This window comes from Streptomyces sp. NPDC012888, assembly GCF_042900645.1.
Lineage (GTDB): Bacteria > Actinomycetota > Actinomycetes > Streptomycetales > Streptomycetaceae > Streptomyces.
Window position 1 is genome coordinate 222,658 of record NZ_JBIBBM010000001.1, and the last position, 20,259, is coordinate 242,916.

General features: G+C 73.6%; 20 protein-coding genes and 1 riboswitch. Of the genes, 9 read left to right on the forward strand and 11 right to left on the reverse strand.

Annotation, left to right across the window (positions count from 1 at the left end; genetic code table 11):
* Window positions 1-69: 69 nt before the first annotated feature.
* Window positions 70-1,071, forward strand: coding sequence for a 2-hydroxyacid dehydrogenase (locus ACFY61_RS00950; RefSeq protein ID WP_389465149.1), 1,002 nt, complete (start codon window positions 70-72; stop codon window positions 1,069-1,071).
* 177 nt (window positions 1,072-1,248) lie between these two features.
* On the opposite strand, the gene ACFY61_RS00955 is transcribed toward ACFY61_RS00950, so the two are convergent.
* Window positions 1,249-3,117, reverse strand: coding sequence for an anthranilate synthase family protein (locus ACFY61_RS00955; protein WP_389465151.1), 1,869 nt, complete (start codon window positions 3,115-3,117; stop codon window positions 1,249-1,251).
* A 276-nt stretch (window positions 3,118-3,393) separates the two neighbouring features.
* Between ACFY61_RS00955 and ACFY61_RS00960 the strand changes: the two genes are divergently transcribed.
* The gene (locus ACFY61_RS00960; RefSeq protein WP_389465153.1) at window positions 3,394-4,749 is read left to right on the forward strand and encodes a class II 3-deoxy-7-phosphoheptulonate synthase; all 1,356 of its coding nucleotides are present in this window, start codon (window positions 3,394-3,396) and stop codon (window positions 4,747-4,749) included.
* 168 nt (window positions 4,750-4,917) lie between these two features.
* The gene (locus tag ACFY61_RS00965) at window positions 4,918-5,175 is read left to right on the forward strand and encodes a bacterioferritin-associated ferredoxin (RefSeq protein ID WP_389465155.1); all 258 of its coding nucleotides are present in this window, start codon (window positions 4,918-4,920) and stop codon (window positions 5,173-5,175) included.
* Window positions 5,176-5,220: 45 nt separating this feature from the next.
* On the opposite strand, the gene bfr is transcribed toward ACFY61_RS00965, so the two are convergent.
* Window positions 5,221-5,700, reverse strand: a complete 480-nt coding sequence (gene bfr / locus ACFY61_RS00970) for a bacterioferritin (RefSeq protein ID WP_389465158.1) — start codon at window positions 5,698-5,700, stop codon at window positions 5,221-5,223.
* A gap of 181 nt (window positions 5,701-5,881) precedes the next feature.
* Here bfr and ACFY61_RS00975 point away from each other — a divergent pair, with 181 nt between their 5' ends.
* Complete coding sequence (locus tag ACFY61_RS00975) at window positions 5,882-6,514, forward strand: sulfite oxidase-like oxidoreductase (protein ID WP_389465161.1); 633 nt, start codon at window positions 5,882-5,884, stop codon at window positions 6,512-6,514.
* A gap of 38 nt (window positions 6,515-6,552) precedes the next feature.
* On the opposite strand, the gene ACFY61_RS00980 is transcribed toward ACFY61_RS00975, so the two are convergent.
* The 6 genes from ACFY61_RS00980 to thiO all read right to left on the reverse strand — a co-directional run bounded on the left by ACFY61_RS00980 (window position 6,553) and on the right by thiO (window position 12,267).
* Window positions 6,553-7,071, reverse strand: a complete 519-nt coding sequence (locus tag ACFY61_RS00980; RefSeq protein WP_389465164.1) for a DUF4396 domain-containing protein — start codon at window positions 7,069-7,071, stop codon at window positions 6,553-6,555.
* Window positions 7,072-7,152: 81 nt separating this feature from the next.
* Window positions 7,153-8,001 carry a deoxyribonuclease IV gene (locus ACFY61_RS00985; RefSeq protein WP_389465907.1) on the reverse strand — a complete coding sequence of 283 codons (849 nt, stop codon included), beginning with the start codon at window positions 7,999-8,001 and terminating at the stop codon, window positions 7,153-7,155.
* A gap of 11 nt (window positions 8,002-8,012) precedes the next feature.
* Window positions 8,013-9,935: a Stk1 family PASTA domain-containing Ser/Thr kinase gene (gene pknB / locus ACFY61_RS00990; RefSeq protein WP_389465166.1), complete on the reverse strand. Its 1,923-nt coding sequence runs from the start codon at window positions 9,933-9,935 to the stop codon at window positions 8,013-8,015.
* A gap of 146 nt (window positions 9,936-10,081) precedes the next feature.
* Window positions 10,082-10,876, reverse strand: a complete 795-nt coding sequence (locus ACFY61_RS00995; protein WP_389465168.1) for a thiazole synthase — start codon at window positions 10,874-10,876, stop codon at window positions 10,082-10,084.
* Window positions 10,877-10,882: 6 nt separating this feature from the next.
* A complete protein-coding gene (thiS, locus tag ACFY61_RS01000) occupies window positions 10,883-11,098 on the reverse strand; it encodes a sulfur carrier protein ThiS (RefSeq protein ID WP_389465170.1) in 216 nt (71 codons plus the stop codon).
* The gene (gene thiO / locus ACFY61_RS01005) at window positions 11,095-12,267 is read right to left on the reverse strand and encodes a glycine oxidase ThiO (RefSeq protein WP_389465173.1); all 1,173 of its coding nucleotides are present in this window, start codon (window positions 12,265-12,267) and stop codon (window positions 11,095-11,097) included. Before thiO ends, thiS begins: the two co-directional genes overlap by 4 nt.
* A riboswitch (TPP riboswitch) is annotated at window positions 12,265-12,377 on the reverse strand. (Overlaps the previous gene by 3 nt.)
* Before the next feature lie 82 nt (window positions 12,378-12,459).
* Here thiO and ACFY61_RS01010 point away from each other — a divergent pair.
* The 5 genes from ACFY61_RS01010 (at window position 12,460) to ACFY61_RS01030 (ending at window position 17,416) form a co-directional block, all read left to right on the forward strand.
* Complete coding sequence (locus ACFY61_RS01010) at window positions 12,460-13,680, forward strand: NAD(P)/FAD-dependent oxidoreductase (protein ID WP_389465176.1); 1,221 nt, start codon at window positions 12,460-12,462, stop codon at window positions 13,678-13,680.
* Window positions 13,681-14,300: 620 nt separating this feature from the next.
* Complete coding sequence (locus ACFY61_RS01015) at window positions 14,301-14,666, forward strand: Rv2175c family DNA-binding protein (RefSeq protein ID WP_389465178.1); 366 nt, start codon at window positions 14,301-14,303, stop codon at window positions 14,664-14,666.
* A 69-nt stretch (window positions 14,667-14,735) separates the two neighbouring features.
* Entirely contained in the window at window positions 14,736-15,371 is a 636-nt protein-coding gene (gene thiE, locus ACFY61_RS01020; protein ID WP_389465181.1) for a thiamine phosphate synthase, read from the forward strand.
* 151 nt (window positions 15,372-15,522) lie between these two features.
* Window positions 15,523-16,440, forward strand: a complete 918-nt coding sequence (metF, locus tag ACFY61_RS01025; protein WP_389465184.1) for a methylenetetrahydrofolate reductase [NAD(P)H] — start codon at window positions 15,523-15,525, stop codon at window positions 16,438-16,440.
* 46 nt (window positions 16,441-16,486) lie between these two features.
* Entirely contained in the window at window positions 16,487-17,416 is a 930-nt protein-coding gene (locus ACFY61_RS01030) for a hypothetical protein (protein WP_389465187.1), read from the forward strand.
* A 96-nt stretch (window positions 17,417-17,512) separates the two neighbouring features.
* Here ACFY61_RS01030 and ACFY61_RS01035 read toward each other — a convergent pair whose 3' ends face one another.
* From ACFY61_RS01035 to ACFY61_RS01045, 3 genes are all read right to left on the reverse strand, one after another.
* Complete coding sequence (locus ACFY61_RS01035) at window positions 17,513-18,979, reverse strand: phytoene desaturase family protein (RefSeq protein WP_389465190.1); 1,467 nt, start codon at window positions 18,977-18,979, stop codon at window positions 17,513-17,515.
* Between the two features lie 22 nt (window positions 18,980-19,001).
* The gene (locus tag ACFY61_RS01040; protein WP_389465193.1) at window positions 19,002-19,634 is read right to left on the reverse strand and encodes a DUF4126 domain-containing protein; all 633 of its coding nucleotides are present in this window, start codon (window positions 19,632-19,634) and stop codon (window positions 19,002-19,004) included.
* A gap of 64 nt (window positions 19,635-19,698) precedes the next feature.
* Entirely contained in the window at window positions 19,699-20,106 is a 408-nt protein-coding gene (locus ACFY61_RS01045) for a DUF3040 domain-containing protein (RefSeq protein WP_389465196.1), read from the reverse strand.
* Window positions 20,107-20,259 lie beyond the last annotated feature (153 nt).

A 20,259-nucleotide genomic window follows, 5' to 3' on the forward strand; every position in this document is an offset into this window, starting at 1 on the left:
GTCGTAAGGTGACAATCCACCCGAACGACCCGCCTGAACGACCCGCCTGAACGACCCGTGGGAGCGCGCGTGGAAATCCTGGCCTTCGGTGTGCAGGCCGACGAGAGACCCCTGATCGAGGAGGCCTTCGCGGGCCGGCACGAGGTGCGCTGCCTGGACGTCTTCCTGACCGAGGACACCGCGCCCATCGCGGCCGGGTACGAGGTGGTCTCGTCCAGCGTCAACGCCGACCTCGGCGGGCGGGTGCTGCGGGCGCTGGCCGCCGGCGGCACGCGGATGATCGCCCAGCGGTCGACCGGCTTCAACAACATCGACCTGGACGCGGCGCGGGAGCTGGGGCTGACCGTCAGCCGGGTGTCGTACTACTCGCCGTACTCGGTGGCCGAGTTCGCCTGGACCCTGGCGATGGCGGTCAACCGCCGCATCGTGCGGGCCTCGAACCGCACCCGGGACTTCGACTTCCGGCTCGACGGCCTGATGGGCCGCGACCTGCGGGGCCGCACGGCGGGCGTGGTCGGCACCGGGAAGATCGGCGAGGCCTTCACCCGCATCGCGGCCGGCTTCGGCATGAACCTGCTGGGCTGGGACGTGGTGGAGAACCCGGCGTGCGTGGACCTCGGGATGAAGTACGTGGACAAGGAGGACCTGTTCGCCCGGTCCGACCTGATCAGCCTGCACGTGCCGCTGCTCGCGGCCACCCACCACCTGGTGGACGCGCGGGCCCTGCGGACGATGAAGGACGACGCGATCCTGGTGAACTCCAGCCGGGGCGGCCTCGTGGACACGGAGGCGTTGGTCGCGGAGCTGCGGGCAGGGCGGTTCGCGGGGGTCGGGCTGGACGTGTACGAGGCGGAGGCGGGCCTGTTCTTCCTGGACCGGTCGCTGGAGGCGGTGGAGGACGACACGCTGGCCCGGCTGGTGACGTTCCCGAACGTGGTGGTGACGTCGCACCAGGCCTACTACACGCACGAGGCGGTGGGGCAGATCGTTGCCGCAACGCTTCACAACGTGCAGTCCTACGTCGCCGGCCGAACCACGGAAAACACCCTCACCGCCCCCACGGCCCCCTGACCGCCGCCGCCGCCCCGCAGCCCGGCGCCGGGCGGTCGGCTCAAGCGCCGCTCGGGCTCGGGGGAGCCCGGCGGGGTGTGGCCCTGCGGGCCCGGTCCCGGGTGGGCAGGTCCCGCCCCGCCGGCGTTCGGGGCGCACGGGGCGGCGCGGGGCGTTCGGCGGCCCGCCCCGGCGGGGTCACGCGGGGAGGAGGGTGTGGAGGAGGTCGTGGAGGAGGGGCGCGCCGCGGAGGGTGAGGACGGACTCGGGGTGGAACTGGACGCCCGCGAACCCCGGCCCCCGCAGCGCGTGCACCTCCCCCGTCGCGGGGTCGCGGGACACCTCCACCCCCCGCCCGGCCAGCGCCGCCGCGGCCCGCGCGTCGCACGCCGCCGTGTACGTGTTGTAGAACCCGACGACTTCCGCCGCGCCGAACAGGTCGATGCGGACCTGCGCCCCCTGCGCCGGCTCCGCCTTGCGGACCAGCGGCAGCCCCAGCTCCGCCGCCAGCAGCTCGTGCCCCAGGCACACCCCCAGCAGCCCGTGCCGGTGCCCGGCCAGCAGGTCGCGGGCGAGGCCCCGCAGTACCCGCATCCTGGGGTCGGCGGGGTCCGACGGGTCGCCCGGCCCGGGGCCCAGGACCACCGGCCCGGCATGCGCCAGCGCGGCCGCCTGCAGCTCCGGGTCGTCGTAGCGGCGTACCGCGACCTCCAGCCCCGCCGCCCGCAGCACGTGCGCCAGCATCGCCGTGAACGTGTCCTCCGCGTCCACCACCAGCGCCCGCCCCCGCACCGGTGCCGGCTCCTGCATCCGCAGCCAGAACGGCGCCAGGCCGGCCCGCCGGGCCGCGAGGGCCGCCCGGACCCGGGGGTCCTCCGCCAGACCGCCCGCCGGGCCGCCCGCGGGCCGCTCCGCCGCCGGCGGGACCACGCCGAGCGCGGCCAGCACCCCGGCCGCCTTCGCGTGGGTCTCCGCCACCTCTCCCGCCGGGTCCGAGTGCCGCACCAGCGTCGCCCCCACCGGCACCCGCACCGTGCCGTCCGCCGCGATGTCGGCGGTCCGGATCAGGATGGGGGAGTCCAGCGTCTGGGCGCCCCCCGCGTCCCGCCCGAGCAGGGCCAGCGCGCCCGCGTAGTAGCCCCGCCCCCCGGACTCGTACCGCTCGATCACGCGGCAGGCGTTCTCCACCGGCGACCCGGTGACCGTGGCCGCGAACATGGTCTCCCTCAGCACCTCCCGCGCGTCCAGCGTGGACCGGCCCCGCAGCTCGTACTCGGTGTGCGCCAGGTGTGACATCTCCTTCAGCCGCGGGCCGATCACCACGCCGCCCCGGTCGGCGACCGTGCACATCATCTTCAGTTCCTCGTCGACCACCATGGAGAGCTCGTCGGTCTCCTTGCGGTCCGCGAGGAACGACAGCAGCGAGTCCACCGTGGGCCCGCCCGCCGGGTACCGGTACGTGCCGCTGATCGGGTTCATCACGACCGTGCCGCCGGACATCCGCACGTGCACCTCGGGGCTCGCCCCGACCAGGGTGCGCTCCCCGGTGTGCACCACGTACGTCCAGTACGCGCCCCGCTCGCCCGCCAGCAGCCGCCGGAACAGCGCCAGCGCGTCGGCCCGGCCGAACCCCTCGATCCGGCCCCGGTAGGTGCGGCGGATCACGAAGTTCGCGCCCTCGCCACGGCCGATCTCGTCCTCCACCACCCGCCGTACGGTCTCCGCGTACGCCGCGTCCGAGACGTCGAACCCGCCGTCCGAGACCCGGACCGGGTGCGCGGGCAGCGCCGCCAGCACCTCGGCGAGAGGCAGCTCGTACGCCTCCTCGGCGACCAGCATCCTCAGCGGGGTGCCGTCGTCGCGCACGTCGAAGCCGCGCTCGCGGATCTGCCGGAACGGGACCAGCGCGAGGGTCCCCAGCCCGCCCACGGGGACGTCGGCGAGACGTTCGGCCTCGTGGACGGGGCCGAGCAGCAGCTCGACGGTGTCGTGGTCGCGGCCCGGCGTGCGGCGGCGCAGCAGGGCGAAGGGCGGACAGTCGGCATCCAGAAGCCGGTCGAGGTTCATCGGGGCGTTCCTTCCAGGGGGGACGGTGGGGAGGAACGGCCGTGGAAAACACGAAGGCCGCCCCTCGGGCGGCCTTCGCGTCGGTTTCGGGTACGCGCAGTCAGTGGGCCGCCGGATGAGCGGTCCACCACCAGTTCAGGTGCGGTTGCGCGTGCATGCCGCCGACCATAGCCCACGACACCGGTGCGGCGCGGCACCGTCGTGACTCCGGATCCATCCGTCTCACGTTGTGGGCGGCGCGCCGGACGTACCTATTCAGGACGTAATGTTTACGAGGTGACCGTGAACGCTGAAACCCAAGCCCCCGCCTCCAAGGCGACCTGGCGAGACCTTCCCGCGGCGCAGCAGCCTGTGTACCCCGATGCCGAGGCTCTGCGCGCTGTCGTCGCGGACCTCGAGTCGTATCCTCCGCTCGTCTTCGCGGGCGAGTGCGACCAGCTGCGCGCCCGTCTGGGAGCCGTCGCCCGGGGCGAGGCGTTCCTCCTCCAGGGTGGCGACTGCGCCGAGGCCTTCGACGCCGTGTCCGCCGACCACATCCGCGCCAAGCTCAAGACCCTGCTCCAGATGTCCGCCGTACTGACGTACGCGGCCTCCGTGCCCGTGGTCAAGGTCGGCCGCATCGCCGGCCAGTACTCCAAGCCGCGCTCGAAGGACACCGAGACCCGCGACGGGGTGACCCTGCCGACGTACCGCGGCGACTCCGTCAACGGCTTCGCCTTCACCACCGAGGCCCGGGTGCCGGACCCCGAGCGGCTGAAGCGGATGTACCACGCCTCCGCCTCCACCCTGAACCTGGTGCGCGCCTTCACCACCGGCGGTTACGCCGACCTGCGCCAGGTGCACGCCTGGAACCAGGACTTCGTGAAGTCGTCCCCGTCCGGGCAGCGCTACGAGGCGCTGGCGCGGGAGATCGACAACGCCCTGAACTTCATGAAGGCCTGCGGCACCGACCCGGCCGAGTTCAAGGCGGTGGAGTTCTACTCCTCGCACGAGGCGCTGCTGCTGGACTACGAGGGCGCGCTGACCCGCACCGACTCGCGCACCGGCAAGCTGTACGACACCTCCGGCCACATGGTGTGGATCGGCGAGCGCACCCGGCAGCTGGACCACGCGCACATCGAGTTCTGCTCGCAGATCGCCAACCCGATCGGCATCAAGCTCGGCCCCACCACGACCGTGGACGAGGCCCTGACGTACATCGACCGCCTCGACCCGGAGCGCGAGCCGGGCCGGCTGACGTTCGTCGTCCGCATGGGCGCCGACAAGGTCCGCGACAAGCTCCCGGAGCTGGTCGAGAAGGTCACCGCGTCCGGTGCGGTCGTCGGCTGGGTCACCGACCCGATGCACGGCAACACCTTCGAGGCGGCCTCCGGGCACAAGACCCGGCGCTTCGACGACGTGCTGGACGAGGTCAAGGGCTTCTTCGAGGTGCACAAGGGCCTGGGCACCCACCCGGGCGGCATCCACGTCGAGCTCACCGGTGACGACGTCACCGAGTGCGTGGGCGGCGGCGACGAGATCTTCGTCGACGACCTGCACCAGCGCTACGAGACGGCCTGCGACCCGCGGCTCAACCGCAGCCAGTCCCTGGACCTGGCGTTCCTGGTGGCGGAGATGTACCGCGACCAGTGAGTCGTGATCAGTGAGTAGCTTCCTACGAGCGGTGGGGCGCGGATCTGTGATCCGCGCCCCACACTCGTCCCCAGGGCTTTTAGGTCACCCTAACTTTGGGTACGGTTAGGTAAGCCTCACCGAATAGGGGATGGCTGCCCGACCGTTCCTGCCAGGGAGGTGAACCGCGTGTACGTCTGCTCTTGCTTCGGTGTCACCGACAAGCAGGTCAAGGAACACGCGGCTGCCGGCGCCTGCACGCCCCGCCAGATCGCCTCGGCCACCAAGGCCGGAACCGACTGCGGCTCCTGCGTCCGCACCATCCAGGGCCTCCTCGGGCGCGGCGCCTGCCCCCGCCGGGAGCTGCTGGAGAAGGGCAAGGCCCCGGCCGTCGCCCTGGCCCCCGACTCCGAGCTGGCCGAGTCCCAGCTGGCCGAAGCGGCCTGACCGCCGGGCCCCGCACCGGCCGGCCGCCCTCGGCGGCCGCGGCCGCTAGCTCTCCGGCTGCTCGATCAGCTGCGCGATGTAGAGCGGCTCGCCGAGGCTCTCGATGAGCTCCAGCTGGGTGTCGAGGTAGTCGATGTGGTGCTCCTCGTCCGCCAGGATCTCCTCGAAGAGCCGCGCCGAGGTCACGTCCCCCTTGCCGCGCATGACCTCGATGCCCCGCCGGAGCCGGTCGATCGCCTCGACCTCGACCTGGCGGTCCGCCTGGAACATCTCGGTGATGGTCTGGCCCACCCGGACGTGGAACAGCCGCTGGTAATTGGGCAGTCCGTCCAGCATGAGGATGCGCTCGGTGAGCTTGTCCGCGTGCTTCATCTCGTCGATGGACTCTTCACGCGTGTACTTGGCGAGCTTGGTCCAGCCCTTGTTGTCCTGGATGCGGTAGTGCAGCCAGTACTGGTTGATCGCCGTCAGCTCGCCGGTGAGCTGTTCGTTCAGAAACTCGAGGACCTCGGGGTCGCCCTGCATCGCAGAGGCTCCTTCCAAGCAACAGAGACCGTGCTGGGCCACTGCCCAGCCTGAACTAGGGAGTGCGCGCATCCTTGCACCGCGGCCCGGGGCCGTCCAGTAAGTGCCTCCTTAGTAGGAGTTGCCCGGATGCGCCGTCACCTGGTCATGACCACCCTTGCCCGTCTGTCACCATGGAGTCATGGGTCAGCCGGAAAGCCGGGAATCTCCGGGAGCAGAGCAACTGGAGCTTCCTCCGGGGCAGCGGCTGCAGCGTGGCTGGCCGGTCACGCACTACGGGCCGGTGCCCAGGTTCAAGCCCGACCGCTGGGAGTTCCGGGTCTTCGGGGCGACCGCGGACGGCGAGAAGCACTGCTGGAACCACGAGGAGTTCTCGGCCCTGCCGTTCTCCTCGGTCGTCGCCGACCTGCACTGCGTGACGAAGTTCAGCATGACGGGGGCCGAATGGGGCGGGGTGCTCGCCCGGACCGTGCTGGAGATGGCACCGCCGGCCCCGCAGGTCACGCACGTGATGGTGTGGGCCGAGTACGGCTTCAGCTCCAACATGCGGCTCTCGGACTTCGCCTCCGAGCGCACCGTCTTCGCCACCCACCAGGGCGGTGAACCCCTCACGGCCGAGCACGGGTTCCCGCTGCGCCTCGTGGTGCCGCACCTGTACGCCTGGAAGGGCCCGAAGTGGGTCCGGGGTGTGGAGTACATGACCGCGGACCGCCGGGGCTTCTGGGAGGAGCGCGGCTACCACAACATCGGCGACCCCTGGCGCGAGCAGCGCTACTCCTACCAGGAACTGCCCGGGGACGGTCCCGAGCTCTAGTTCCGGTCCGGGGCCGCCGTGTGATCGCGGCCCCGTCGTCAGTGGTGGTACTGGTGGACCACCGCGTGGCCCTTGCCGCGGCCGATCATCCACTTGTTGACCGGCACGGTGATCACGAAGGCGGACGCCAGGGCGATCGCCAGGACGATCCAGAACAGCGGCGCCGACAGGTGGGCGTCCATGGCGCCGGGCCACAGGGCGATCACCCCGTTGTCGATCACTTCCATGACCGTGATGGACAGGGTGTCCGCGGCCAGTGCCACCCGGACGGCCGTCCGCAGGTCCACGCCGGCCTTCAGGACGCCGCGCAGGGTGAAGGCGTAGCCGAAGAGGAACGCCAGGACGATCGCCAGGGCCATGGTCTGCACGTTGCCCCAGCCGAGCGCCGTGCCGATGACCATGCCCAGCACCTCGCCGATGGCGCAGCCGATCAGGCAGTGCAGGGTGGCCTTCGCGGCCATGGCCCAGCTGACCTTGCCGTGCTCCTGCCGGTGGCCGTGGTGGCCGTGGTGCGCGTCGTGGGCTTCGTGCTGCTGGTGGTGGTGCGCGTGGTCCATGGGAACCCCCTGGCAACGTCGGGCAACGGTCCTGCCTACAGACAGAACCGTATACCCCCCAGGGGTATTCCTCAACGGATCTCAGCGCAGCGACTTCAGCAGTGCGACGTCCGCCGCGTGCCCCTCCTCGCCGCCCGGGGTCTCGATGATCAGCGGCACGCCGGCCGTCTCGGCGTGCGTCAGCAGCTCGGCGAAGGCGTCCCGGCCGATGTGGCCGGCGCCGATGTTGGCGTGCCGGTCCTTGTGCGCGCCCGCCGCCTCCTTCGAGTCGTTGGCGTGCACCAGCTTCAGCCGGCCCGGCCCCACCGTCTCCACCAGCAGGTCCAGCGTCTCCTTGACGCCGCCCGGCCCGGCCAGGTCGTGCCCGGCCGCGTGGACGTGGCAGGTGTCCAGGCAGACGCCGAGCTTCGGGTGGGACTCCAGCACCTCGAAGTACGGCCCGAAGTCCCAGGTCCGGGAGCACAGCGAGGAACCCTGTCCGGCCGTGGACTCCAGCAGCAGCAACGGGTCGTCGTCGTGCGTGAGCTCGTCCAGCAGCGGCAGCAGGTACCGCCCGACCTGCGCGAGCGCCTCCGCCCGGGGCCGCCCGCCGGTCGCCGAGCCGGTGTGCACCACCACGCCCAGCGCGCCGATCTCCCGGCCCCGGCGCAGCGAGTGCCGCAGCGACTCCACCGACCGCTCGACCGTCGCCGCGTTGTGCGAACCGAAGTTGATCAGGTACGGCGCGTGTACGTAGGCGGGGATGCCCGCGGCCGCGCACCCCTCGCGGAACAGCTCGTCCTGCGCGGGGTTCCCGGCCGGGGTGGCCCAGCCGCGCGGGTTGGCCACGAAGACCTGTACGGCCTCGGCGCCCATCTTCCGCGCGTAGGCCAGGCCGACCCTGGCCAGTCCGCCCGCGACCGGGACGTGCCCGCCCACCGGATTGCGTATCACTGCGCCGCCTACAGTCCCTTGGTGCGGATGGTGATCGTGCTGCCCTCGGGGGCGGTCTGGCCGCCCGGCACCGACTGGCTCTCCACGCTGTCGCCGAGCGGGATGAAGGGCCGGTCGACCTTCACCTTGAACCCGGCCGCCTCCAGGGCCTGCCGGGCGGACGCCGCGTCCTGGCCGGTCACCTGCGGCACCGGGAGCAGGCGGGGCCCCTTCGAGACGGTGAGGACCACCGTGTCCCCGGCCGCGGCCTGGGTGCCGGCCGCCACCGACTGGTTGGCGACCCGGCCCGCCGGCTGCGGCGAGTTCACCTGCTCCGGCGCCTGCTGCACCTTCAGGCCGAGCCGTTCCAGGGCGGCCCGGGCCTGGTCCGCGGGCAGTCCGACCGTGCTGGGCACCGGTACCGGCCGGCCCTTGCTGACCACGATGGCCACCGCCGTGTCCGGGGCCCGCCTGTCGCCGGCCGCCGGATCGGTGCTGAGCACCGCGCCCTGCGGCACGTCCTGGCTGAACGCCGTGGTGACCATGCCGGGGGCCAGGCCCTCACCGGCCAGCTCCGCCTTGGCCGCCTCCAGAGGCTTGCCCTTCACGTTGGGCACGGAGACCGTCTCGGGACCCCGCGAGACCACCAGCGTCACCGCGCCGTTGCCCCGGATCCGCTTGCCGGAGCCGGGGGCGCTGTCCATCACGGTGCCGCGTTCGAAGGCCTCGCTGAACTTCCGGTCGATCCGTTCCACGCCGAGCCCGGCCGCCGAGAGCTCCTTGCGGGCCTCCGCCTCCGTCTTCCCGAGCAGGTTGGGCACCTGAGTGAACTGCCCCGAGCTCACGTACCAGACCCCGGTGCCCAGCCCCAGCGCCAGCAGCACGCCCGCGACGACCAGGAACAGTCCGCGACGGGGCGGGCGGGCCGCGCGGGCCGGGCGCGCCGGGCGGACCGGGGGTGCGGGGGCCGCGGGCACCGGCTCCAGCCGGGAGGTGTGCTCGACCGTCCCGGCGACGGGCACCGGCCGGGGGATCACCCCGGTGCGGTCCTCGGAGGAGGAACGCTCCCCGGCGCGCGCCTGCGGCGGTACGGCGTCCAGATCGGCGTCGCCCAGCCCGGCGCGGGCCTCCCGGGCGAGCCCGAGCAGCGCCACCGCGTCGTGCGGGCGCAGCTCCGCGGAACGGGCGGTGGCGGCGGCCACCAGCGCGTCCAGCCGGGCGGGCAGGCCGGGGACGGCGGCGGAGGGCGGCGGCACGTCCTCGTGCAGGTGCCGGTAGAGCACCTGCGCGGGGGTGCCGCCGGTGTGCGGCTTGGCGCCGGTCAGCATCTCGTAGAGGACGACCCCGCAGGCGTAGACGTCGACGCGGGTGTCGGTCGTGCCGTTCTCGATCTGCTCCGGCGCGAGGTAGGAGACGGTGCCGAGCACGGCACCGGTGGTGCTGGTCACCGTGTCCACGGACCGGACCAGGCCGAAGTCGGCGACCTTCACCCGGCCGTCGTCGCCGATCAGTACGTTCTCGGGCTTCATGTCCCGGTGCACGAAACCGGCCCGGTGGGCGGCACCGAGCGCCGCGAGCACCGGCTCCAGGATGTCCAGGGCCGCCCGCGGCTGGAGCGCGCCGCGTTCGCGCAGCACGTCGCGCAGGGTGCAGCCGGAGACGTACTCCATGGCGAGGTAGACGTAACCCCCGTCGGTGCCCTGGTCGAAGACGGCGACCACGTTGGGGTGCGCCAGCCGGGCCACCGACTTCGCCTCCCGGATGAACCGGTCGACGAAACCGGCGTCGGCGGCGAGGGCGGGGTGCATCACCTTGAGGGCCAGGATGCGGTCGAGGCGGGTGTCGACGGCCCGGTAGACCGTGGCCATGCCGCCGACCGCGATGCGGGCGTCGACGCGGTAGCGGCCGTCGAGCACGCGCCCGACCAGGGGGTCGTCCAGGGTCGTATCCACCCGCCGATTCTACGAGCGGCCCCCGCGCCCCCCGCCGCCCCGCCCCCGCTTGCAGCGCGACTGTGACGGGCGTCGCCCGCGGCCGGCGGGGCCCGGGGCCGGGCTGGCGCCGGGGCGGGGCCCGGGGCGGGGGCCGGGGTGCGCCCTCAGAACGCCGGGCGCTCCGGGTCCAGTGCGGCCACGCCCTCCGTGGGGGAGGAGGCGTGCGCGAACCGGCGCACCGGAATGCGCCCGGCCCGGTACGCCAGCCGCCCCGCCGAGACCGCGTCCCGCATCGCCGCCGCCATCAGCACCGGCTCCTGCGCCCGCGTGACCGCGGACGCCAGCATGACCGCCGCGCAGCCGAGCTCCATGGCCAGGGCGGCGTCCGAGGCGGTCCCCGCCCCCGCGTCGAGCACCACCGGCACCCCGGCCCGCTCCACGATCAGCTCGAAGTTGTGCGGGTTGCGGATCCCGAGCCCCGACCCGATCGGCGACCCCAGCGGCATGATCGCCGCACACCCCACGTCCTCCAGCTTCCGCGCCAGCACGGGGTCGTCGTTGGTGTACGGCAGGACCGTGAAGCCGTCGTCCACCAGGGTCTCCGCGGCGGCCAGCAGCTCCTCCCCGTCGGGCAGCAGCGTCCGCTCGTCCGCGACCACCTCCAGCTTGATCCAGTCCGTGCCCAGCGCCTCCCGCGCGAGCCGGGCGGTCAGTACCGCCTCGCCGGCCGTGAAGCAGCCCGCCGTGTTGGGCAGCACGTCGATGCCCAGCCCGGCCAGCACCGACAGGACCGAGCCCTGGACCGTGGGGTCCAGCCGCCGCATGGCGACCGTGGTCAGCTCGGTCCCGGACGCGGCCAGCGCGCGTTCCAGCACGTCCAGGCTCGGCGCCCCGCCGGTTCCCATGATCAGACGGGAGCCGAAGGTGCGGCCGCCCAGTGTGAAGAGATCGTCGGCCATGTGCGTTCAGCCTCCCTGGACCGCGGTGAGCACTTCGATCCGGTCGCCGTCGCCGACCGGGGTGGCGGACCACTGCCCGCGCGGTACGACGGCCTCGTTGAGCGCCGCCGCGACCCCGGCCGGGGCCCGGGTCAGGACGGCGACCACCGCGTCGAGGGTGGTGCCGGCGGCGAGCTCGCGCGTCTCGCCGTTGACGGAGACGGAGACGGTGGTGGCGGTCATGCGAAGGACTCCTCCCGGACGGCCGAGAAGCGGCGGGGACTGAAGGGGCGGGCGACCTCGGGGAGTTGGCCGGTGGCGAGGAGCTCGGCCATGACCTCCCCGGTCAGCGGGGTGAGCAGCACCCCGTTCCGGTAGTGCCCGGTGGCCAGGTGCAGGCCCGGCAGTTCGGTGGGGCCGAGCAGCGGGGCGTTGTCGGGGGAGCCGGGGCGCAGGCCCGCCCGGGTCTCGGTGAGCGGGAGTTCGGTGATGCCGGGCACCAGTTCGTGGGCGTCGCGGAGGAGTTCGTACACCCCGCCGGCGGTGACCGTGGTGTCCCAGCCCAGCTCCTCGCTGGTCGCGCCGATCACGAGCTCGCCGTTCTCGCGCGGCACCAGGTACACGTGGCTGCCGCGGACCACCGCCCGCACCGTGCGGGACAGGAACGGTGCGTACGCGCGGGGCACGGCCAGCCGCAGCACCTGCCCCTTGACGGGGCGGACCGGCGGCACCGCCTCGGCGGGCACTCCGGCCAGCCTGCCGCTGAGGCTGCCCGCCGCGAGCACCACCTGGCCGGCGGACACCCCGGTGCCGTCGTCGAGGAGCGCCCCGGCCGCCCGGTCCGCGGTGACGGTGAGGCGTTCGGCGGCCGCGCGGTGGAAGACCACTCCGGCCCGCTCACAGGCGGCCACCAGCGCGGCGGCCAGCCGGCGGGGGTCGACCTGGTGGTCGCCGTCCACCCGCAGGCCCCCGCGCACGCCCGGCGCGAGCATCGGCTCCAGACGCCGGCACTCGCGGCCGGTCAGCCACTCCGACTCCAGGCCGCAGCGGCGCTGCAGGGCGTGCAGTTCGCGCAGGTGCAGCCGGTCGTCGGCGTCGAGGGCGACGGCGAGGGTGCCGCAGGCCCGGTAGCCGATGTCCGTTCCGCCCGAGGCCTCGCCCAGTTCGGCGGCGAACTCCTCGTAGCGGGCGGCGGAGGCCAGGTTGAGGCCGAGGAGCGTCTCCTCGCCGTAGTGGAGTTCGGTGACGGCGGCCAGCATGCCGGCCGCCACCTGGGCGGCCCCGCCGCCGGGCGCCGGGTCGGCGACCGCGACGGTCAGGCCGCGGCCGGCCGCCCGCCAGGCCGTGACCAGGCCGATGATCCCGCCGCCGAGGACGAGTACGTCCGTCGGCCCGGTTCCGTTTCCGTGCATGGGCGTCCAGCCCCTCCCTTCGCCGGCATGACCCGGATCAGGTTCGTACGGTCGGAGGCCGGCCAGCCTCCCTCTCAGCCCGGTGCGCCCGGACTCCCGCGGATAGGTACGGTGGCCAGACTAACCCCCGGCCGGAGGGCCGGGTAAGGGTGACCATTCCTGACGTGCCGTCAGATGGTTAGGGTGGGCCACGTGAGCGAGCAGACGCAGAACACACAGCCCGGCGCCGGAGTCGTCATCGTCGGCGCCGGCATGGCCGGGGTCCAGTCGGCGGTCGCCCTGCGCGAGGCGGGCTTCACCGGCCCGGTCACCCTCCTGGGAGCCGAACCGCACCAGCCCTACGACCGGCCCCCGCTCTCCAAGGCGGTCCTGCTCGGCAAGGCCGAGGACTCCGCCTTCGACGTCGACTTCACCGGCCTGGACATCGACCTGCGGCTCGGCGTCGAGGTCACCGCCCTGCGCCCCGCCGACCGCGAACTGGACACCGAGGCGGGACCCGTCCCGTACGAGGTGCTCGTCCTCGCCACCGGCGCGGAACCGCTGACGCTGCCGGGCGCCGCGGGAGTCCCCGGCGTCCACCTGCTGCGCACCCTCGACGACGCGGAACGGCTGCGGCCGGTCCTGGCCTCCGCGCCGGAGGTCGTCGTGGTCGGGGCCGGCTGGATCGGCGCCGAGTTCGCCACGGCCGCGCGGGCCGCGGGCTGCGCGGTGACGGTGGTCGAGGCCGCCGACCGGGTGCTGGCCGGGGCCCTGCCGGCGGAGGTCACCGCGCCGATGGCCGACTGGTACGCGCAGGCCGGTGCCCGGCTGATCACCGGTGCGAAGGTGGCCTCCGTCGAACCGGGCCTGGTCCGGCTGGACGACGGCCGCACGCTGACGGCGGGCGCGGTGGTCGTCGGCATCGGCGCCAGGCCCGCCACCGGCTGGCTGGCCGGCAGCGGGGTCGAGCTCGGCGCGGACGGCTCCGTCACCGCGGACGACCGGCTGCGGACCTCGCTGCCCGGGGTGTACGCGGTGGGCGACTGCGCCTCCTTCCCCTCGGCCCGCTTCGGCACGCGGCTGCTCGTCCACCACTGGGACAACGCGCTGCAGGGGCCGCGGACGGTGGCGGCGAACATCCTGGGAGAGGACCGGGCGTACGACCCGGTGCCGTACTTCTGGTCGGAGCAGTTCGACCGGTTCGTGCAGTACGCGGGGCACCACGCGGGGGCCGACACCATGCTCTGGCGGGGCGAGCCCGCCGGGGCGGCGTGGTCGGTGTGCTGGCTGCGGGACGGCGCGCTGGTCGCCCTGCTGGCGGTCGGCCGGCCCAGGGACCTGGCGCAGGGGCGCCGCCTGATCGAATCCGGCGCGAAGCTCTCCACCCCCAAGCTCACGGACCCCACCACCCCCCTCAAGTCCGCCACCGCCTGACCGACCCGGCCCGGCCTTGGTGGGGCCCACGGGGGTGTGGCCCTGCGGGTCCGTGCCGGGCGGCCACATCCGGCCCCTCCGGCGTTTGAGGAGCGGGGTATGGGGCGGAGCCCCGTGTGCTCTGGCGGAGCGTTGGCTGTGCGGCTGTGGCTCCGCCGGGGCCCGCTCAATCGCCGCTCGGGCTCGAAGTGCGGCCCGGGTTCATCCGGCACCCCGGGCTCCGGCCGGGCCCGCTCGATCGCCGCTCGGGCTTGGTGGGGCCCGCCGGGGGGTGGTCCTGCGGGCCGGTGGCGGGTGGGCATGTCCAGCCCCTCCGGCGTTTGAGGAGCGGGGTATGGGGCGGAGCCCCGGGTGCCTGAGCGGAGCGTTGGCTGCGCAACCTTGGCTCCGCCGGTGCCCGCTCAATCGCCGCTCGGGCTCGAAGTGCGGCCCGGGTTCATCCGGCACCCCGGACTCCGGCCGGCCCGCTCGATCGCCGCTCGGGCTTGGTGGGGCCCGCCGGAGCAGGGTTCGGGGCGGAGCCCCGGGTGGTCGGGCGGAGCGTCGGCTGCGCGGCTGGGCGGCGCTCGGGTGGCGTGGCTCGGGTACCGGCCCCCCTCCAGGGATGGCAGGCTTGTGCCGTGACCGAGATTGACGCAAAGATCGACGCCCTCGTCCCCGACTGGCTGCACCTCCCCGACATCGCGGAGATGCTCGACGTCGAGGTGACCCGGGTCCGCCAGCTGGTCAAGGAAGGACAGCTGATCGCGGTGCGCCGCGGAGAGAACCGCACCCTCCAGGTGCCCGCCGCCTTCATCGACGGCGACAAGGTGGTCAAGGGCCTCGCCGGGACCCTGACCCTCCTCCGGGACGACGGCTTCGACGACCAGGAAATGCTGGAGTGGCTCTTCACTCCCGACCCGACCCTGCCCGGCACCCCCGCGCAGGCCCTGAGCGAGAATCGCGGGACGGAGGTCAAGCGCCGCGCACAGGCGCTGGCCCTCTGACCCGATCCGCTCCGCGGCGTACGGGCCCCCCGCCGGGGCCCGTACACCCGCTCACCTGGGGGGTTTCCCATGTCCCTGGCCGACGCCCGGCTCTACCTCTGCACCGACGCCCGCAAGCGCCAGGGTGACCTCCCCGAGTTCCTCGACGCCGTCCTGGCCGGCGGCGTGGACATCGTCCAGCTCCGCGACAAGGGCATGGAGGCCGCCGAGGAACTGGAACACCTCCAGGTCTTCGCCGAGGCCGCCCGCCGCCACGGCAAGCTGCTCGCCGTGAACGACCGCGCCGACGTCGCCCACGCCATCGGCTCCGACGTGCTGCACCTCGGCCAGGGCGACATCCCCGTCCCCGCCGCCCGCGCGATCCTCGCGCCCACCGTGCTCATCGGCCGGTCCTGCCACGCCGAGGCCGAGGTCGACGCCGCGCTCGCCGAGCCCGGCGTGGACTACTTCTGCACCGGGCCGTGCTGGCCCACCCCCACCAAGCCCGGCCGCCACGCCCCCGGCCTCGACCTGGTCCGCTACGCCGCCGCCCGGCGGCCCGCACGCCCCTGGTTCGCCATCGGCGGGATCGACGCCGGCAACCTGGACCAGGTGCTGGACGCCGGCGCCGAGCGCGTGGTCGTCGTACGTGCCATCACCGAGGCCGACGACCCCGGAGCGGCCGCCGCCGCCCTGGCCAAGCGGGTCCGCGACCGCGTCGCCTGAGCCGCCCGCAACCTCCGCCGCCACCACTGACCTCCGCGGCCTTTGTCCGAAACGCCGGACCGGCCCGCCCCCGGCGGGCACAGTGTCCAAAACCGCGTCCAAGGAGTGGACACGGCTTCGGCGGGCCGGAAGGCCCGTCTAACCTGCCCGTATGGCCCTTGGTACCGCTTCGACCTGGACGGATCGTGCACGCACGGTCCGTGACCTGCTCGCGTCCGGCAACCCCTCGTACTCCTTCGAGTTCTGGGCGCCCAAGACCGAGAAGGGCGAGCGGAACCTCTGGAACGCCCTCCGGCGGGTCGAGGCGGTCGCCCCGAGCTTCGTCTCGGTCACCTACGGCGCCGGCGGCTCCACCCGCGGCGGCACCGTCAAGGCCACCCAGGAGATCGCCGCCGACACCACCCTCACCCCGGTCGCGCACCTCACCGCCGTCGACCACTCCGTCGCCGAGCTGCGCCACGTCATCGGCCAGTTCGCCGACGCCGGCATCCGCAACATGCTCGCCCTGCGCGGCGACCCGCCGGGCGACCCGATGGGGGAGTGGGTGCCCCACCCCGAGGGCGTCCACTACGCCGCCGACCTCGTGCGGCTGCTGAAGGAGTCCGGCGACTTCTGCGTCGGCGTCGCGGCCTTCCCCGAGATGCACCCCCGATCCGCCGACTGGGATACGGACATCCGGCACTTCGTGGACAAGTGCCGCGCCGGCGCCGACTACGCGATCACCCAGATGTTCTTCGATCCGGAGAATTATCTGCGGCTGCGCGACAGCGCCGCCAAGGCGGGCTGCGAGACGCCGATCATCCCTGAGGTCATGCCTGTTGTGGGCATCAAGCAGCTCGACCGGTTGCCCCAGCTGAGCAACGCGGTCTTCCCCGCGGACGTGAAAGAGCGCATGCTCGCCGTCAAGGACGACCCGGCCGCTGTACGCTCCATTGGCATCGAGTTCGCCACGGAGTTCTGCGCGCGGCTGCTGTCCGAGGGTGTCCCGGGGCTGCACTTCATCACGCTGAACAACTCCACGGCGACCCTCGAGATCTACGAGAACCTCGGCCTGCACCAGCGGGCCTAGACCGGCCGCACCCCCGTCGGGCGGCCGCAGGCGAGAGGGGCCAGGCATGGGGATGTACGTCCTCTACGGCGCGTTCGGGCTGGTCGCGTTGTGGCTGCTCGCCGAGGTGCTGCTCCAGTACAAGGCGCGCCTGCGCTGGCGGCTGCTCGCGTTCGCCGGCTTCCTGGGCGTGGTCGCGGGCGTGGTCCTGCCGTCCGTCATGGTCATCGGCGTCGGCGCCGCCGCCTTCGCCGTCGGCCAGACCCTGGTGACCCTGTCGTTCCGCAAGGGCTTCGTGGCCGGCTGGGCGCTGCGCCGCGGCGCGCCCGAGGACGAGGACGGGCACGCCCCCGCCGGCCGCCGCGCGGGCGCCCGGCCCCGCCGCGAGGAGCCGTCCCTGCACGTGTCCGGCTTCGCCTTCGAGGACGCCGACGGCGAAGAGGACGTGTTCGACGACCGGCCCCGCGGCGCCCGCCGCCCCGCCGGCCCGGACGTCTTCCAGCCGGAGCCGGTGCCCGAGGAGACCGGCTCGTACGGCATCCAGAGCCTCCAGGACCCGCAGGGCGGTGCGCCCTACCAGGGCTACCCCTCCGCCGACCCGTCCGTCACGGCGCCCTTCGCCTCGCCCTTCACCACCGCCGACCAGGACGCCCACCAGTACGCCGCCCACTACGACCCGCAGGCCCAGCCCGGCTACGACTACTCCGGCGGCTACCACTCCGGCGGCGAGCAGCAGGTCTACGCCGCCTACTCCGACCCCTACATCGGCACCGGCGGGGTGGCCCAGCCCCAGCCCTACGGCTACGCCGACCCGTACGTCCAGCAGCAGTACGGCGCGGACACCCCGCCCGGCGGCGTGTGGGTGCCGCAGCAGCGCGACGCCGGCCAGCCCTACCCGCCGCCGCAGCAGCAGCCCTGGGCCGGACAGGACCCGCTCCAGCAGCCCCAGCCCTACCCCTACCAGGGCACCGGCGAGTACGAGCAGTACCGCTACTGACCCGCGGCACGGCTGACCCGCCGTAGCACTACGTGCCCGGGGTAGCGCTACGGCCCCGCGCCACGCTACGGCCCGCCGCGCCGGCGGCCCGCGTCGTCACTGTGAGCCGCGGAAGTCCGCGCCCTCCACGATCAGCCCCGCCACCAGCGCCCCGCTCATCCCGGCGTGCGCGAGCCCGCCGCCCGGGTGCGCCCAGCCGCCCGCCAGGTAGAGCCCGGGCACCGCCGTGGTGTTCGCCGGGTACAGCAGCCGGCCCTCCGCTCCGGCGAGCGCCGGCCCGGGCACCGCCCCGCCGCGCGCGCCCGTCGACGCCTCCACGTCCGCCGGGGTACGCACCTCCTGCCACAACAGCCTCTCCCGTAGCCCCGGGACGGCCCTGGAGGCCGCCTCCAGCAGCTCCTCGGCCTCCTTCCGGACCGTCGGGCCGTCCGTCCAGTCCACGACGCCCTGGGGCGCGCAGGTGGCGCGCACGGTCACCGCCTCGTGCTCCTCGTCGGGCCGGGTGGCGGGGTCGTCGGGGCGCAGTACGGTCACCACCCGCCGGCCGCGGCCCGGGGAGTGCACCTCGGTCCGGTGCACGGTGCCCTCCGGGCGGGTGCCGCGCAGCGCCAGCATGAGGGTCAGGCGTCCGGTCATCTCAAGGCCGTCGCGGGGCGGCCTGGCCCCGGCCGGCCAGGGCGAACCGCCGCCCGGCGCGGGGAGGGACAGCCCTGTGGGGTCGACCGCGCAGACCACCTGGTCGGCTGTGCCGGTGGTGCCGTCGGCCAGCAGCACTCCGGCCGCGCGGCCGTCCCGGACCAGCACCTCGCGCACGTCCGCGCCGAAGCGGAACTCCACCTTGCGTTCCAGGCAGCGCTCGTACACGGCGGTGGCCAGCTCCCGCATGCCGCCCAGGACGTACCAGCTGCCGAAGGTCTGCTCCATGTAGGGCAGGACGGTCGCGGCACCGGGCGCGGCGGAGTCCAGGCCGTGGCCGTGTGCCTCGTCGAGGAGGAGTGCGGCGAGCGGGCCGCCGAGCTCGTGCTCCGCGATCCGCCCGAGGTCGGGCGTGCGGCGGCGGAACAGGCCGGCCTTGCGCAGGGCGGGGTAGGGGTCGCGGCCGAGTACCTGCCAGTCGGGCCGGAGCGGTTCCTCCAGCAGCGGGCGCCGGGTGGCGTCCCAGACGTCGCGGGCACGGTTGAGCAGGGCGTTCCACCGGTCTCCCGCGCCGGCGCCGAACGCCTGGTCGAGGGCGGCCGCCACGCCGCCGCGGGAGGCGTTCGGCAGGGTGAGCGCGGTGCCGTCCGCGAGCAGGTGGCGGACCTGCGGGTCGACCTGGACCATGCGTACGCACTCTTCGAGCGGGCGCTTGCCGGTCTTGACGAACAGGTCGCGGTAGACGGCGGGCAGGTGCAGCAGGCCGGGGCCGGTGTCGAAGGTGAAGCCGTCGCGTTCGTACCGTCCGACGGCGCCGCCGTAGTCGGCCGAGCGCTCGTACACCGTCACCCGGTGGCCTGCCACGGCCAGCCGGGCGGCAGTCGCCATCGCGCCCGTCCCGGCGCCGATCACCGCAATTCGTGCCATGGGCCGACCCTATCGGCCCAGTTCAGCCGGGTGTTGTCCCGGTCCGGTCGGGGGCCCGCTCGCGCCGGGCCCGCTGTCTCTCCTCGCGGCGCTGGGCGCGGCGGCGCAGGAACCGGCGGATCCGGGACCACAGGTAGACGAGGGCGGCGAGGCCGAGGACGAGGAGGACTGCGGCGATGGCGGCGGCGGCCTCGGGGTGGAACATGGCGAACGTGACGAGGCCGGCGACTCCGAGGTCCTCGGCGGTGCTCATGGCGATGTTGCTGAACGGTTCCGGCGAGGTGTTGATCGCCATCCGGGTGCCGGCCTTGACGGTGTGGCTGGCCAGGGCGGTGGAACCGCCGATGGCTCCGGCCGCGAGGTCGGACAGCGAGCCGGTCTGCCCGGCGAGCAGGGCGCCGATCACGGCGCCGGAGAGCGGTCGGATCACGGTGTGGACGGTGTCCCAGAGGGAGTCCACGTAGGGGATCTTGTCGGCGACGGTGTCGCAGAGGAAGAGCACGCCGGCGGCGATCAGGACGTCGGTGCGCTGCAGGGCGGCGGGCACGTCGTCGCTGAGTCCGGCCGCGCCGAACACGCCGAGCAGCAGGACCACGGCGTAGGAGTTGATGCCGCTGGCCCAGCCGCTGGTGAACACCAGGGGCAGCACGCTCATCCGCCCAGCATGACGCAGGAAGGGGGCGGCCGCCTCGGCGGCCACCCCCTCACCCGGTGGTTTTTCAGTGCCCCTGTTGTTCGTCGCGGCGGCGCTGCCACCGCTCTTCGATGCGCGTCATCATCGACCGACGCTGCCGGTTCTGGCTGCGGCCCGGGCCGCCGGCGCTGCCGGAGACGGGCTGTTCGCCAGGTTTGGGTGCTTTGCGCCATCCGGTGACCGCGAGTACCGCGCAGCCCAGCATGACGAGGAAGCCCACCACGCTGATCCAGATCAGATTTCCCTGCGCGACCATTCCGGTCATGAGGAGCGCGATACCCACCAGAAAGCCTGCGACTGCCTGGTAGACCCGTCGTCGGGTGTACGTACGCAGCCCGCTTCCCTCAAGCGCTGTCGCGAACTTGGGATCTTCGGCGTACAGCGCTCGCTCCATCTGCTCGAGCATTCGCTGCTCGTGCTCCGAGAGCGGCACGGGAGTCCTCCTCATCCGTCGGTCGCGGGGGTGGCGACCGGGGGTCCCCTTCAGGATAGGCAGGGAATCGCCCCCGTGAAACCCGCCCCTCTACGCCACGTTTCTTTACAGATAATCACGGCCGAGATGTGCACCGACCCGAACCGTACTGCC